The sequence below is a fragment of the Portibacter marinus genome (assembly GCF_021533195.1).
GTDB lineage: Bacteria > Bacteroidota > Bacteroidia > Chitinophagales > Saprospiraceae > Portibacter > Portibacter marinus.
On the sequence record NZ_JAJNKB010000001.1, the window covers coordinates 23,029 to 35,040 of the forward strand.

At 38.7% G+C, this 12,012-nt stretch carries 15 protein-coding genes; 13 read left to right on the forward strand and 2 right to left on the reverse strand.

The window, feature by feature from the left end; all coding sequences use genetic code 11:
- Window positions 1–32: 32 nt before the first annotated feature.
- The 4 genes from L2567_RS00105 to L2567_RS00120 all read left to right on the forward strand — a co-directional run bounded on the left by L2567_RS00105 (window position 33) and on the right by L2567_RS00120 (window position 2,473).
- A complete protein-coding gene (locus L2567_RS00105; RefSeq protein WP_235295643.1) occupies window positions 33–743 on the forward strand; it encodes an SDR family oxidoreductase in 711 nt (236 codons plus the stop codon).
- A gap of 205 nt (window positions 744–948) precedes the next feature.
- Window positions 949–1,140: a cold-shock protein gene (locus tag L2567_RS00110; RefSeq protein ID WP_235295644.1), complete on the forward strand. Its 192-nt coding sequence runs from the start codon at window positions 949–951 to the stop codon at window positions 1,138–1,140.
- Window positions 1,141–1,286: 146 nt separating this feature from the next.
- Window positions 1,287–1,688, forward strand: coding sequence for a hypothetical protein (locus L2567_RS00115; protein ID WP_235295645.1), 402 nt, complete (start codon window positions 1,287–1,289; stop codon window positions 1,686–1,688).
- Window positions 1,685–2,473: a sulfurtransferase gene (locus L2567_RS00120; RefSeq protein ID WP_235295646.1), complete on the forward strand. Its 789-nt coding sequence runs from the start codon at window positions 1,685–1,687 to the stop codon at window positions 2,471–2,473. The genes L2567_RS00115 and L2567_RS00120 overlap by 4 nt, the downstream gene beginning before the upstream one ends.
- Before the next feature lie 2 nt (window positions 2,474–2,475).
- On the opposite strand, the gene ffh is transcribed toward L2567_RS00120, so the two are convergent.
- A complete protein-coding gene (ffh, locus tag L2567_RS00125) occupies window positions 2,476–3,810 on the reverse strand; it encodes a signal recognition particle protein (protein WP_235295647.1) in 1,335 nt (444 codons plus the stop codon).
- A 122-nt stretch (window positions 3,811–3,932) separates the two neighbouring features.
- Between ffh and L2567_RS00130 the strand changes: the two genes are divergently transcribed.
- Window positions 3,933–4,490, forward strand: a complete 558-nt coding sequence (locus tag L2567_RS00130; RefSeq protein ID WP_235295648.1) for a CHAP domain-containing protein — start codon at window positions 3,933–3,935, stop codon at window positions 4,488–4,490.
- Between the two features lie 76 nt (window positions 4,491–4,566).
- Window positions 4,567–6,618: an OmpA family protein gene (locus tag L2567_RS00135; RefSeq protein ID WP_235295649.1), complete on the forward strand. Its 2,052-nt coding sequence runs from the start codon at window positions 4,567–4,569 to the stop codon at window positions 6,616–6,618.
- On the opposite strand, the gene L2567_RS00140 is transcribed toward L2567_RS00135, so the two are convergent.
- Window positions 6,619–7,290: an SPOR domain-containing protein gene (locus L2567_RS00140; protein ID WP_235295650.1), complete on the reverse strand. Its 672-nt coding sequence runs from the start codon at window positions 7,288–7,290 to the stop codon at window positions 6,619–6,621.
- A gap of 110 nt (window positions 7,291–7,400) precedes the next feature.
- On the opposite strand from L2567_RS00140, the gene L2567_RS00145 reads away from it, so the two are divergent.
- Genes L2567_RS00145 through L2567_RS00175 form a run of 7 tightly spaced genes read left to right on the forward strand, consistent with a single transcriptional unit; the run spans window position 7,401 to window position 11,970 of the window.
- Window positions 7,401–8,339 carry a sensor histidine kinase gene (locus L2567_RS00145; protein WP_235295651.1) on the forward strand — a complete coding sequence of 313 codons (939 nt, stop codon included), beginning with the start codon at window positions 7,401–7,403 and terminating at the stop codon, window positions 8,337–8,339.
- A gap of 7 nt (window positions 8,340–8,346) precedes the next feature.
- Window positions 8,347–9,036: a response regulator transcription factor gene (locus tag L2567_RS00150; protein WP_235295652.1), complete on the forward strand. Its 690-nt coding sequence runs from the start codon at window positions 8,347–8,349 to the stop codon at window positions 9,034–9,036.
- Between the two features lie 3 nt (window positions 9,037–9,039).
- Complete coding sequence (map, locus tag L2567_RS00155) at window positions 9,040–9,804, forward strand: type I methionyl aminopeptidase (RefSeq protein ID WP_235295653.1); 765 nt, start codon at window positions 9,040–9,042, stop codon at window positions 9,802–9,804.
- 12 nt (window positions 9,805–9,816) lie between these two features.
- Window positions 9,817–10,353 carry an inorganic diphosphatase gene (locus L2567_RS00160; protein ID WP_235295654.1) on the forward strand — a complete coding sequence of 179 codons (537 nt, stop codon included), beginning with the start codon at window positions 9,817–9,819 and terminating at the stop codon, window positions 10,351–10,353.
- A 42-nt stretch (window positions 10,354–10,395) separates the two neighbouring features.
- Window positions 10,396–11,148 (forward strand): SDR family NAD(P)-dependent oxidoreductase, encoded by a 753-nt coding sequence (locus L2567_RS00165; RefSeq protein WP_235295655.1) that lies wholly within the window; start codon window positions 10,396–10,398, stop codon window positions 11,146–11,148.
- Window position 11,149: 1 nt separating this feature from the next.
- A complete protein-coding gene (locus L2567_RS00170) occupies window positions 11,150–11,503 on the forward strand; it encodes a DUF1622 domain-containing protein (protein WP_235295656.1) in 354 nt (117 codons plus the stop codon).
- On the forward strand, window positions 11,500–11,970 hold the full coding sequence (locus L2567_RS00175) for a hypothetical protein (RefSeq protein ID WP_235295657.1): 471 nt from the start codon (window positions 11,500–11,502) through the stop codon (window positions 11,968–11,970). Before L2567_RS00170 ends, L2567_RS00175 begins: the two co-directional genes overlap by 4 nt.
- Window positions 11,971–12,012 lie beyond the last annotated feature (42 nt).

The window sequence follows — 12,012 nt, forward strand, 5'->3', positions numbered from 1 at the left end:
ATTCAATCATTCCATTCATAAAATAGAAGATGATGAAAGATAAAGTAATCCTCATTACGGGAGGATCCAAAGGAATTGGTTATGGGATAGCTGAAATATTGGTTGGAGAAGGGGCCAAAGTTGCCATTACCAGCAGAAGTCAGAAGGCTGCTGATCAAGCTGCAGAAGCACTGAAACTGGAAAGCAATCCCAATGTCATAGGAATCGAATCCGATGTCACGGATATGAATTCAGAAGAAGCGGCGGTTAAAAAAACTGTAGAAGCTTTTGGTTCTTTAGATGTTTTGATCGCCAATGCCGGTGTGGGGCATTTTGCTAATATTAAGGATATGACTGAAAAACATTGGCACCAAACCATTGATACGAACCTTACAGGTGTCTTTAATTCTGTAAAGGCTGCAGTAAATGAAATCATCAAGTCAAAAGGTTACATCATTACAATAGCCAGCCTTGCTGGGACCAACTTTTTTTCGCAAGGATCGGCATATAATGCCAGTAAATTTGGATTGGTCGGTTTTACGCAGGCCATTATGCTTGACTTAAGACAAGATGGTGTGAAAGTAAGTACAATTATGCCCGGTTCAGTAGCAACTTACTTTAATGGTAATGAACCAAGCCCTGAGGATGATTGGAAAATACAACCTGAAGACATCGGGAAATTGGTGCTGGATTTATTAACCATGAACCCGAGAACTTTACCATCTAAGGTGGAAGTGAGACCAAGTATGCCTCCTAGTAAATAGGTTAGACACAAATATAAAAAATGACATCTTACGCATAAAGCCAGACCGGTAATCGTACTTTCTAATCAAGCACAGCGATCAACTTCATCCACATAGAATTCTAACTGGATTGGAGAATTTAGTGTTTGAAAAATCAAATTTTATTCTGAAAGTAAATTTATTACCCTACCTTTGCAGCATTAAATCATTTATTAAGTAAAGTACAATGAACACAGGTACAGTAAAATTCTTTAACGAAACCAAAGGTTTTGGATTTATTAAAGAAGACAATTCTAACAATGAGCATTTTGTTCACGTTTCCGGTTTGATCGACGATATCAGAGAAGGTGACGAAGTAGAATTTGAATTAAAAGAAGGTAAAAAAGGATTAAATGCACACAACGTTAGAAGAATCTAACTGCAAATAATATAAAATTTTACACTTTAGCCCGTCAGCAATGATGGGCTTTTTATTTTTAGGTTATGAAAGCAGCTGGAATAAGAGAATTAAAAAAAGAACTTCTACTTAAAAACCATCAACAACTCGTCGAAATATGCCTTCATATGGCAAAATTCAAAAAGGAAAGTAAGGAATTATTGACGTATCTGCTTTTCGAGGCCTCTAACGAAGAAGCTTATCGTGATACCATCAAAGAGGAGATTGAAGATCGCTTTATTGAAATTAACAACACGTCATTTTACTACAATAAAAAGAGCGTCCGTAAGATATTAAGAGATACCAAGAAGTATATTCGCTATTCTAAAAATCCAGAAACGAATGTGGATTTGCTCATTTACTTTTGCAAACAGATGATGAAGCATGTTCCTTCATATAAGAGGTCTAGCGTTCTCAAAGGTATTATTGAAAGAGAGGTCATATCGATCAAGAAAACCATGGTAAAACTGCATGAGGATTTGCAATATGATTATGGATTGGAAGTGTTAAATTTAGAAGAAAAATTATGATAAAATCTGTCGAATGGTTGAATGAGCATCTCTACGATGAATGGGTTGTTATTTTAGATGCAAGACTTCCTGACAAGAAGGAGCGCAAAACGCAAATTCCAGGTACTAGATTTTTTGACTTAAAAGGTAGTTTTAGTGACGCTGATAGTCAATATCCTAATATGATGCCTAATAAAGATCAGTTCGAGGCTGAGGCTCGCAACCTGGGAATCAATGAAAATTCCATAATCATTGTTTATGATAATCTGGGCATCTATACCTCCGCTAGGGTATGGTACATGTTTAGATCAATGGGGCATCAAGAAGTATATGTATTAGACGGTGGACTCCCCGAGTGGATATACAAAGGTTATCAAACAGAAGCTGTTCAAAACCATAAAAACGCTAAGGGCAATTTTATAGCTGATTTTAATGCCGACTACTTTTGCAATATTGACACAGTGGAAGAGAATATCGAATCTGAAGAAGCCATTTTATTGGATGCAAGGTCTTCTGGTAGATTCGAAGGTAGCGCGCCTGAGCCTAGAGCTGACCTACAAAGTGGAAACATTCCCGGGAGTGTCAGTCTACCCTATACTGAAGTCTTGGAAAACGGCAAGTTTAAATCGCGGAACCAATTGGAACATTTCTTTCAACATAACAAACCGGTTATATTTTCTTGTGGCTCAGGGATCACTGCATGTATTTTATTACTGGCTTCTGAAATTGCACAGACTCCACAGAAAAAGACGGTTTTTGATGGTTCATGGACAGAATGGGCGATGAAGAAAAGATTAATGCATTAATTCTATCTTCTCTGCTGCATTTGCTGCATCATACGTTCCATGCCCTTACCTTTGCTCATCTGAGTCATCATTTTCCTCATCTGCTCAAATTGCTTCACAAACATATTGATCTCATGAATATTGTGGCCGCACCCCTTCGCAATTCTTCTTTTTCGACTCATGTTTAACAAGTCTGGCTTACCGCGCTCCTCAGGTGTCATGGAAAAGATAATAGATTCTACCTTCGAGAAGGCGCCATCATTGATATCGATGTCTTTGATCGCCTTACCCATTCCTGGAATCATCCCCATCAAAGACTTCAGGTCACCCATTTTTTTGATTTGATTTACTTGTTGCAAGAAATCATTGTAATCAAATTTGTTTCTCTTGATTTTCTTCTCCAGCCGTTTCGCCTCTTCTTCGTCAAACTGATCTTGAGCTTTTTCAACGAATGAAACGATATCTCCCATTCCCAAAATTCGTTGGGCCATACGCTCCGGATAAAAAACATCCAGTGTATTTAATTTTTCGCCCGTTGAAGCAAATTTGATCGGTTTACCCACCGTATACTTTACTGACAAAGCAGCACCACCTCTCGTATCACCATCAAGCTTGGTAAGCACAACGCCATCGTAGTCTATCACATCATTGAAAGCAAGTGCCGTGTTAACGGCATCCTGACCGGTCATAGAATCCACCACAAATAAAGTCTCCGTTGGCTCGATCCCCGACTTGATGTTTCTGATCTCCGTCATCATCTTCTCATCGATAGCAAGTCTTCCCGCAGTATCTATGATTACTACGTCATGACTGTGTCCTTTAGCATATGCAATTGCATTCTGAGCAATTTCGACGGGATTTTTATTTTCTGGCTCTTTATAAACTGCACAACCAACTTGCTCTGCTAATACGGTCAACTGATCAATCGCCGCAGGCCTGTAAACATCACATGCCACCAATAATGGATTTTTAGATTTTTTTTCTTTCAGGAACAGGGCCAACTTTCCAGAAAAAGTTGTTTTACCGGAACCCTGAAGACCTGCAACCAGGACGATTCCCGGATTACCCTTTATATTGATGCCTGTAGCCTGCCCTCCCATGAGTTCAGTCATTTCGTCCATGACGATCTTGACCATTAACTCGCCTGGTTTCACAGATTTTAAGACATTCTTTGAACCCAGGGCCTCATCCTTAATCTTATCCGTAAACTCTTTGGCAATCTTGTAATTTACATCCGCTCCTACCAGAGCTCTCCTGATCTCCTTGATAGATTGAGCGACATTAATCTCTGTTAATTTAGCTTCACCTTTAAGATTTTTAAAGGCACTCTCCATTCTATCCTGTAAACTATCAAACATGTTTTTGCTATTTATAGACCTGCAAATATAAGCGTTAGACGACGAACGACGGAACTAAATACTACGTTCTTCAATTTATTTTATAAATAAGCCTAATTTTGTGGGACAATTCTTTTAACGCAATGAGCACTAAATTTGTTCTAATTTTCTTTTGCCTGCTGGGGCTTTCGATGACCAATCACAATCCAGATGTAGGAACAGTAATAGATTCTTATAATGGTGTTCCCATATACTACAACGGCTTCTTTAAGAATACAAGCGGTAGAAACATAACTGAAGATGGTTATAATCTGGGATTGAAATGGCAATGCATTGAATTTGTAAAACGTTATTACTATGAGAAATACAATCATCAAATGCCCGATTCATATGGCCATGCCAAGGAGTTTTTTGATGATGAATTAGCAGATCAGGAATTCAATGAGGAACGTGGAATGCTTCAATTTAGAAATACACGAAGACACATGCCTCAGATAGATGATTTGATCATTTATGATGCAAGTGAGGATAATCCGTTTGGTCACATGGGCATTATAAGTTCTATTGAAAATGGAAAAATAGAGATGGTACAGCAAAATATGGGTACCAAAACCAGACAGGAGCTTATTCTTGCAGAATACAATGGAATTTATACCATCGCAGATTTCAATGTTAAGGGATGGATGCGCATCATTAAATAAAAGGTTATTGCGATAGGGAACTACCTCTTTTTTTACACCATTAATAAGGAAGGTCCTTATAAAATTATAATGAGTTATGCGAATCGTGTTTTGTCTTTTCTTATCCCTCCTCTTTTTCTTTGTCAATGGTCAAGGTGAATTTCGATTAGAAAGAGTAAAAACCATTCCAGCGAATGCAACTGTAAAGGATATTTTGGTACATCAGAACCATATCTACATTGCCTCTAATGTAGGGTTGTTCAAAATAGATGGAAAAAATCTGGAAACCAGGCTTTTGAGCAAAAGCCCCATTGATGCACTATGTCATGTAGGAAACGATGAAATTTGGGCTTCTGTCAACAATCGCTTTTTGCAAAACATGCGTACCGGAGAAACCACCAATTACAATGCTCCTGGTATTCAAATAAGAGACATTGACTATTCAAAAGGGAAAATATGGATCGCTACCAATCAGGGAATTCTCACTGTTCTAACCCGGACTAATGAAATGGGAAAAATTGAATACGATAAAAAATCAGGTCTTCCTTCTAACAATGTGGCTTTCATCCACATTGACAAACAAAAACAAATGTGGATCGGGACTGATCAGGGGATTGTATTCATTAATAAAAAGGACAAATGGAAGACCTACGAGAAAAAATTAAGTATGGAGGCCATGCATTACAACCACGAAGGGTTATGGCTGGTTTCTGATCAGGAAATGTGGGTGGTCGATGACTTTAACAGATGGTATCCCGCAGCAATTGATCGAGGACTGCGAAAAGGACGAATTCGGGATATTACAGCGGATTCCACTGGCCGCTTGTATATGGCCTCAGACATTCTAGTGAGATATGATCCTTATGACGAAACCATCGAAAGCTATGCGGAGAATACAGCCATCGTCAGTAAAGTCTGTAACGCAGTAGAAAGCGATCGGGACAACCGAATTTGGTTGGGAACAGAAGGAGGTGGACTTTTTCTGTTTGGATATGCAGATGAAGCTCGCAATGTTCAGGAACTCATTGCTTCCAGAGATAGGAAAATCGAGGAAGCCAATAGAAACGGAATGCCATTGGTAACGGAACAAATTGTAGAACCTATCGGCCAAGCTACTTTCGCATCCATCGAAGAAACGGTTACCGAGGACAATACTACTCTTGCAGCTGAAATCAATTCAGATTCAGGAGAAGGTTCCACATTGGAAGAACAACAAGACATTGCAATCGAAAAAGTGGCCGAGGATCCACTGGTAGAAGGCAGAACAGAGGTTGAGGAACAAGAACGAAATCAAGCTGAATCCAAAATTGAAACAGCTAAATTAAATGTGACCTCCAGGATCAAAAATGAAATAGCATGTTCTGGAGATTTGGCAGAGGTGTCTTTAGACATAGCGGGAGGTAAAGGCCCATACCAGATAGAATGGAACAATGAAAAGGGAGCAAGCCGTGATGTTTCTTTACCTGCTGGTCAATATCAGTATACTGTAGTCGATGCTAACGGTCAATCCGCTAGTTCTTCGCTGAGTATTGAGGGCAAGCCAGCACTCCAGATGAAAATCATCAGTAGGAAGTCACCTTCGGCGCTTAGTCGAAAAGATGGTAATGTTAAAATTGATGTAATAGGAGGAACTGCGCCCTACATTATCACTTGGTCCAATGGTGAAACCGGTGATAGAGCCAGAAGGTTGGAAGATGGGCTTGTGAATATTAAAGTTGTTGATGCCAATGGTTGTGTATTGGAGGAGGAAATAGAAATGAAAGCCAAAATCATGGCAGATTTGTCGATAGACAGGGTGACCGTGGGCCAAAAGCTGGAAATCAAAAATATTTACTACGAAGCTGACAGTACCGATATCACTTTGGACTCTTACGAATCTTTAGATGAAGTTTACGAGTTTTTATTGGAAAATGATCATGTTAAGATTGAAATAGGCGGACATACCAATAGTATTCCTTCGCACGCTTATTGTGATCGGATTTCGACAGCAAGAGCGAAATCTGTTGCTGATTACTTGTATGACAAAGGAATTCCTGAAGATCGAATCTCCTACAAAGGGTATGGAAAGAGACAACCTATTGCTTCAAATGAAACAAAAGAAGGTCGAAGAAGAAATCAAAGGGTAGAAATTGAGATTATTAGTAAATAACTAAAAGCTGATGTGCAACCATGGGTCTACACCTATCACCTTCTCAACTTCTAAAAAAGAAGCACCTTTAATATCAGAGCAGTCATAAGATATTCCAACCCTGTAGAAATTCTGAAATTCTTCCGTATACAATTCAAATCCAGCAGATAAAACCTTCTGCTGCATTTCTATTGCGTTACTCTGGCGAGCGAAAGAACCTACAATCAATGCACAAGTTGCCACTTCTTCTTCTTTTGTTACCCCTGGAATATATTCCGGAGTATACACATCACTCACATATACAGATTCCGGTGAATGGTTCAACCTTTTTTGATCAATGTTTATAGGAGTTTCCCCTGACATCACAACTTTGTCCTGTTCCATTACAAATACATGATAACTGAAAATCATAACAAGAAAGATAGCAGCTGCGCATGCCGTGCCGATTAAAAAATTTCGGTCAGCATGCTTATTCGTTCTCAACTCCACATTTCCAATCGTATCTCTATCTATAGTAGTTACAGCCTCAGTATTTGCGACTGCTTTACTAATAGGCTTTAATTCTAGAACAGGTAGGCCGTATGAATTCGAAGATGGCCTAATCAAATGACCTACCCTACTCCTGTTTGACCCTTTGTTAAGCTCAGTGTAGTTCCTTATATTTGCACCTATTTTTGAATGGATTGTACTCATTGCTTTCTAAAATTGGTCCGCAAATATATCATATAATCGTAAAGATACATTATATTTTTATATATATGAAGAATTTGCATATACATGCATTTGATGCAGCATAATTTATGATGAATAATAAAACAAAAGTAAGGGTGTTTTCCATAATTGTGGTGGGATATATGTTGGCTGCATTAGTTTGGTGGGCCCTTTTACTGAACCGCAAGACCAATACAATTTATGAGCTACAGTCTCTTCATCCACACAATTACCCTTCATTTGAGGAAGAATACGTAAGGCAACAGTATATGATCTTTGGTGAGGCCATCGTAATAGGAGGCGCTATGATATTAGGGATCATCCTATTAAACCGTGCGTTTAAAAGGGAGATGGTAGCAGTAAAACAACAAAAAAACTTTCTGCTATCGGTGACACATGAATTAAAATCACCGATTACCGCTATTCGCTTAATTTTGGACACCTTTAAAAGAAAGAAACTAAACCAGGAACAGACTTCTGTCTTGATACAAAACGGTCAGATGGAAGCGGATAGGCTGCATAAACTAGTGGAGGATTTATTGATGGCGGCAAGATTAAATCCTAAAACTACACTAGTATTAGAATCGGTCAATGTCCATCATATCATAGAAGATTTATTAGCGAGTTATCAAAGAAATTACCCTGCCTTTGAATTTAAGTTTGTCAGGGAAGGATCCCACTATACGGCTAAAACCAATGAGTCAAGTTTATATCTCATTGTTTCTAATATTCTGGATAATGCGGTCAAGTACTCATATAAGCACAAAATGGTGATCATAAGACTGTATAACAAAAATCAGGAAATTAGACTGACCATCGAAGATCAGGGACAAGGCATCCCGGAAGCCGAAAAAAGAAAGATTTTTGATCAATTTTACAGAATAGGAGATGAAAATATAAGAACAAGTCAGGGAACGGGTCTTGGACTTTATTTGGTAAATGAACTGAGTAGTAAACTAAACATGAAGGTAATGGTTAGGGATAATGAACCGGAGGGAACTATCTTTGAACTTGCTATTCCAATGAAATGATAAAACGATGAGTAAGAGAATATTGCTTGTAGAGGATGAATTGTCCATACAGAAGGTAATGCAAATGAACCTTGAATTAGAAGGTTATGAAGTGGTTGTTGCTGATAAGGGTAAACAGGCGTTAGAACTTGCTAAGAGCCAATATTTCGATTTGATCATCCTTGACGTTATGTTACCTGAAATCAATGGATTTGAAATATGTGAGCAAGTTAGGCTTAATAACAAAGAAATTGGAATCATCATTGTCTCGGCTAAAGATACCGCAGAAGATAGAGTACAGGGTCTTAAGATGGGTGCTGATGACTATTTGGTCAAGCCTTTCAATCTTGAAGAGCTACTTTTAAGGGTCGAAAAATTAATCAATAGAAAAGATAAGACCGAAAGGGCCACCTCTGAAATATATACATTTGGTGATAACTCTATTAATTTTTCTTCTTATGAAGCTTCAGGGAATGGTAAAGAATTTTTCCTAACCAAAAAAGAAGCCCAGCTACTTCAATTATTAATTGAACGTAAAAATGAGGCCGTATCCAGAGAGCAGATTCTTAAAACAGTATGGGGCTACGATGTTTATCCCGCAACCAGAACTATTGATAACTTTCTATTGTCTTTTAGGAAGTACTTTGAAAAAGATCCAAAAAATCCAGAATATTTTATTTCCGTAAGGGGTATTGGGTACAAATTCACTGAAAAGTAAAAAATGATAATTAGAACAGAAGAAGAATTGAAGGGAATGCAGGAAATCAGTGAGATTGTTGCATTGACTTTGGCTAAAATGAGAGCTTTTACAGAGGTAGGTATGACCACAAAGGAAATCGATGAATATGGTGGTAAACTCTTAAAGAAATTTGGAGCAAGGTCAGCGCCATACGAGTCTTATCAATTCCCGGGATATACTTGTATTTGCGTGAACAATGAAGTTGCCCATGGTGTACCCAACAAAAAAAGAAAATTGCAAGAGGGAGACCTGATCAATATTGATGTTTCAGGTGAGAAAAATGGCTTTTGGTCTGACAATGGTGGGTCATTTATCTTAGGAGAAGATATTCATGATCATAAGCCGCTGGTGCAAGCATCTAAAGATATATTAAAAGAAGCGATCTACGCCATAAGAGGTGGAGTGAAAATCAATGAAATCGGAAGAATCATTGAAACAGGTGCAAAAAAGCGAAAATATAAAGTGATTAAAAACCTGGCGGGTCATGGTGTGGGAAGAAGTCTCCACGAGCCTCCGGAAGATATATTAAATTACAGAGACCGGTTCAATCGTGACAGATTCAAAAAAGATTCAGTCGTTGCCATAGAAACATTTATTTCAACCCAATCGACAGTAGCCGTAGAAAAAAGTGACGGTTGGACTCTTGTCGGTAACAAAGGAGGATTTGTTACCCAACACGAACATACGATCGTGGTAACCGATAAAGAACCCATCATCTTAACCGCCAAGAACGGCGTTTGGGACTAAAAAACGAAAATTATGAACGTACATCCATGGCATGATGTACCTACTGGTACCGAGGCGCCTAACTTTGTGACCGGAATCATTGAAATTCCTAAAAATTGCAGGGCCAAATATGAATTGGATAAGGAATCTGGAATGCTCATTTTAGATCGAGTTCTTTATTCTTCAATCAACTATCCGGCTAATTATGGATTTATACCCCAGACCTATTGTGATGACCATGATCCTTTGGATATATTGGTACTTTCTCAAATAGAAATTGTACCCATGACGCTTGTCAAAGCCAAAGTAATCGGCGTTATGCGTATGATGGATGGCGGAGAAATGGACGATAAGATAATTGCAGTCGCAGCTAATGATATGAGTGTCAACCACTATGATCAAATAGAAGAACTACCTGATCATTGGATTAATGAGCTCCGTTCTTTCTTTGAAGACTATAAAAAGCTAGAAAATAAGACCGTGGTAGTAGATGAATTTCAAAACCGGAGTACCGCCATTGAAGTCATCAAGCAAGCCATTGTAGACTATCATAAAAAGTTCAGTGCCTAGCCGAACAAATTGATTTCTGATAGACTAGCGAAAGCAAAAACTATGGGAATCTTAAAAGGTAAAGTCGCATTGGTCACAGGTGGAGGATCAGGAATCGGTAGAGCAGTCGCTGTCACCTATGCAAAAGAAGGGGCTAAAGTATTAGTTACTGATATCGATGTAGAAGGAGGAGAAGAAACTGTGAAGATAATTGAAAAGAATGATGGCATTGCGTCGTTTTTCAAAGCGGATGTTAGTAAACCTGAGGAGTGTAAAGCCAGTGTCGAAAAAGCAGTCTCTGAATTTGGTGGACTCCATATAGCGTGTAACAACGCTGGCATCGGCGGCGAAGCAGCACTGATTGGTGATACAGGCATCGAAAATTGGCAGAAGGTGATCAGTATCAACCTAAGTGGTGTATTTTATGGTTTGAAATATCAAATACCCGAAATGTTGAAAGCCGGCGGAGGTGCCATTGTCAATATAGCCTCTATCCTGGGTAAAGTCGGAACTCCTCAAAGTGCGCCATACGTTGCAGCCAAACATGGCGTAATCGGGTTAACTCAAAATGCCGGATTAGAATATGGTGCTAAAGGAATACGAGTGAATGCTGTAGGTCCGGGTTACATCAAGACGCCTCTTCTGGAAGAGAACTTAAATGCGGAACAGATGAAGCAATTGACTGCAGCACATCCAATCGGACGGATGGGTGAAGCGGAAGAGGTGGCAGAAATGGTGTTATGGCTTAGCTCCGACAAGTCTAGCTTCGCCTTGGGAACTTACTACGCACTGGATGGTGGCTATCTAGCTCAATAAAATGGAACTTTTATATAGAATACTTTCATATTTGACCTTTACAATCGATATGATTGCGGTCATTATTTTACTGATCGGCATGGTCAAAGTGTTATATAAATACCTTGTTGTCGAGATCAAAGAGATCAGAAAAACGCATATCAAAAAAATACAACTGATCAGATGCGAATTGGGGATCTATATTTTACTTGCATTAGATTTTTTAATAGCAAAAGACATCATCCACACCGTTACAGACCTTTCTTATGAGCGTTTAATCGAGCTAAGCGTCCTAATTGTCTTGAGGACGATTATAGGATTTTTTATTGGCAAGGAGGTTGAAGTACTGGAGAAAGAAGAATACATAATGAAATGATTATCCGAATAACACTTATCGTTCTATTGATTTCCTGTATGAAGGACAAATCCAAAATGTTAGCTGATCAATTGGATGACCAATCTCAAAGTGTGGAGGTAACCAAGATCGAAATTTCTGGAGAAGAAGGAAAGTACACCTTTACCGTAGAACTATCCAGTCCCGATATTGGCTGTGATCAATATGCAGATTGGTGGGAAATTATTAATAAGGATGGCGATCTGATTTACAGAAGAAATCTTGGTCATAGTCATGTGAATGAGCAACCCTTTAGCAGATCAGGTGGCCCAGTCGATGTTTCTGAAAATGACTTTCTATACATCAGAGGTCATATGAACACCACTGGTTATGGCGCTAAAGTGATGAGTGGAACGATCAAAAATGGAATCAAATCTGACCAACTGAATAAGGATTTTGCTGAAAGTTTAGCTAATACGGAACCTCTTCCACCTGATTGTGCATTCTAAACACATTATCGCTGATAGCTCTGCTTTTTTGCAATTTTAGAA

Excerpts from the sequence above, each read along its gene's own strand:
- L2567_RS00105 (WP_235295643.1), top strand. The coding sequence starts at position 33 with ATGAAAGATAAAGTAATCCTCATTACGGGAGGATCCAAAGGAATTGGT.
- L2567_RS00110 (WP_235295644.1), top strand. The coding sequence starts at position 949 with ATGAACACAGGTACAGTAAAATTCTTTAACGAAACCAAAGGTTTTGGA.
- L2567_RS00115 (WP_235295645.1), top strand. The coding sequence starts at position 1,287 with ATGGCAAAATTCAAAAAGGAAAGTAAGGAATTATTGACGTATCTGCTT.
- L2567_RS00120 (WP_235295646.1), top strand. The coding sequence starts at position 1,685 with ATGATAAAATCTGTCGAATGGTTGAATGAGCATCTCTACGATGAATGG.
- ffh (WP_235295647.1), bottom strand. The coding sequence starts at position 3,810 with ATGTTTGATAGTTTACAGGATAGAATGGAGAGTGCCTTTAAAAATCTT.
- L2567_RS00130 (WP_235295648.1), top strand. The coding sequence starts at position 3,933 with ATGAGCACTAAATTTGTTCTAATTTTCTTTTGCCTGCTGGGGCTTTCG.
- L2567_RS00135 (WP_235295649.1), top strand. The coding sequence starts at position 4,567 with ATGCGAATCGTGTTTTGTCTTTTCTTATCCCTCCTCTTTTTCTTTGTC.
- L2567_RS00140 (WP_235295650.1), bottom strand. The coding sequence starts at position 7,290 with ATGAGTACAATCCATTCAAAAATAGGTGCAAATATAAGGAACTACACT.
- L2567_RS00145 (WP_235295651.1), top strand. The coding sequence starts at position 7,401 with ATGAATAATAAAACAAAAGTAAGGGTGTTTTCCATAATTGTGGTGGGA.
- L2567_RS00150 (WP_235295652.1), top strand. The coding sequence starts at position 8,347 with ATGAGTAAGAGAATATTGCTTGTAGAGGATGAATTGTCCATACAGAAG.
- map (WP_235295653.1), top strand. The coding sequence starts at position 9,040 with ATGATAATTAGAACAGAAGAAGAATTGAAGGGAATGCAGGAAATCAGT.
- L2567_RS00160 (WP_235295654.1), top strand. The coding sequence starts at position 9,817 with ATGAACGTACATCCATGGCATGATGTACCTACTGGTACCGAGGCGCCT.
- L2567_RS00165 (WP_235295655.1), top strand. The coding sequence starts at position 10,396 with ATGGGAATCTTAAAAGGTAAAGTCGCATTGGTCACAGGTGGAGGATCA.
- L2567_RS00170 (WP_235295656.1), top strand. The coding sequence starts at position 11,150 with ATGGAACTTTTATATAGAATACTTTCATATTTGACCTTTACAATCGAT.
- L2567_RS00175 (WP_235295657.1), top strand. The coding sequence starts at position 11,500 with ATGATTATCCGAATAACACTTATCGTTCTATTGATTTCCTGTATGAAG.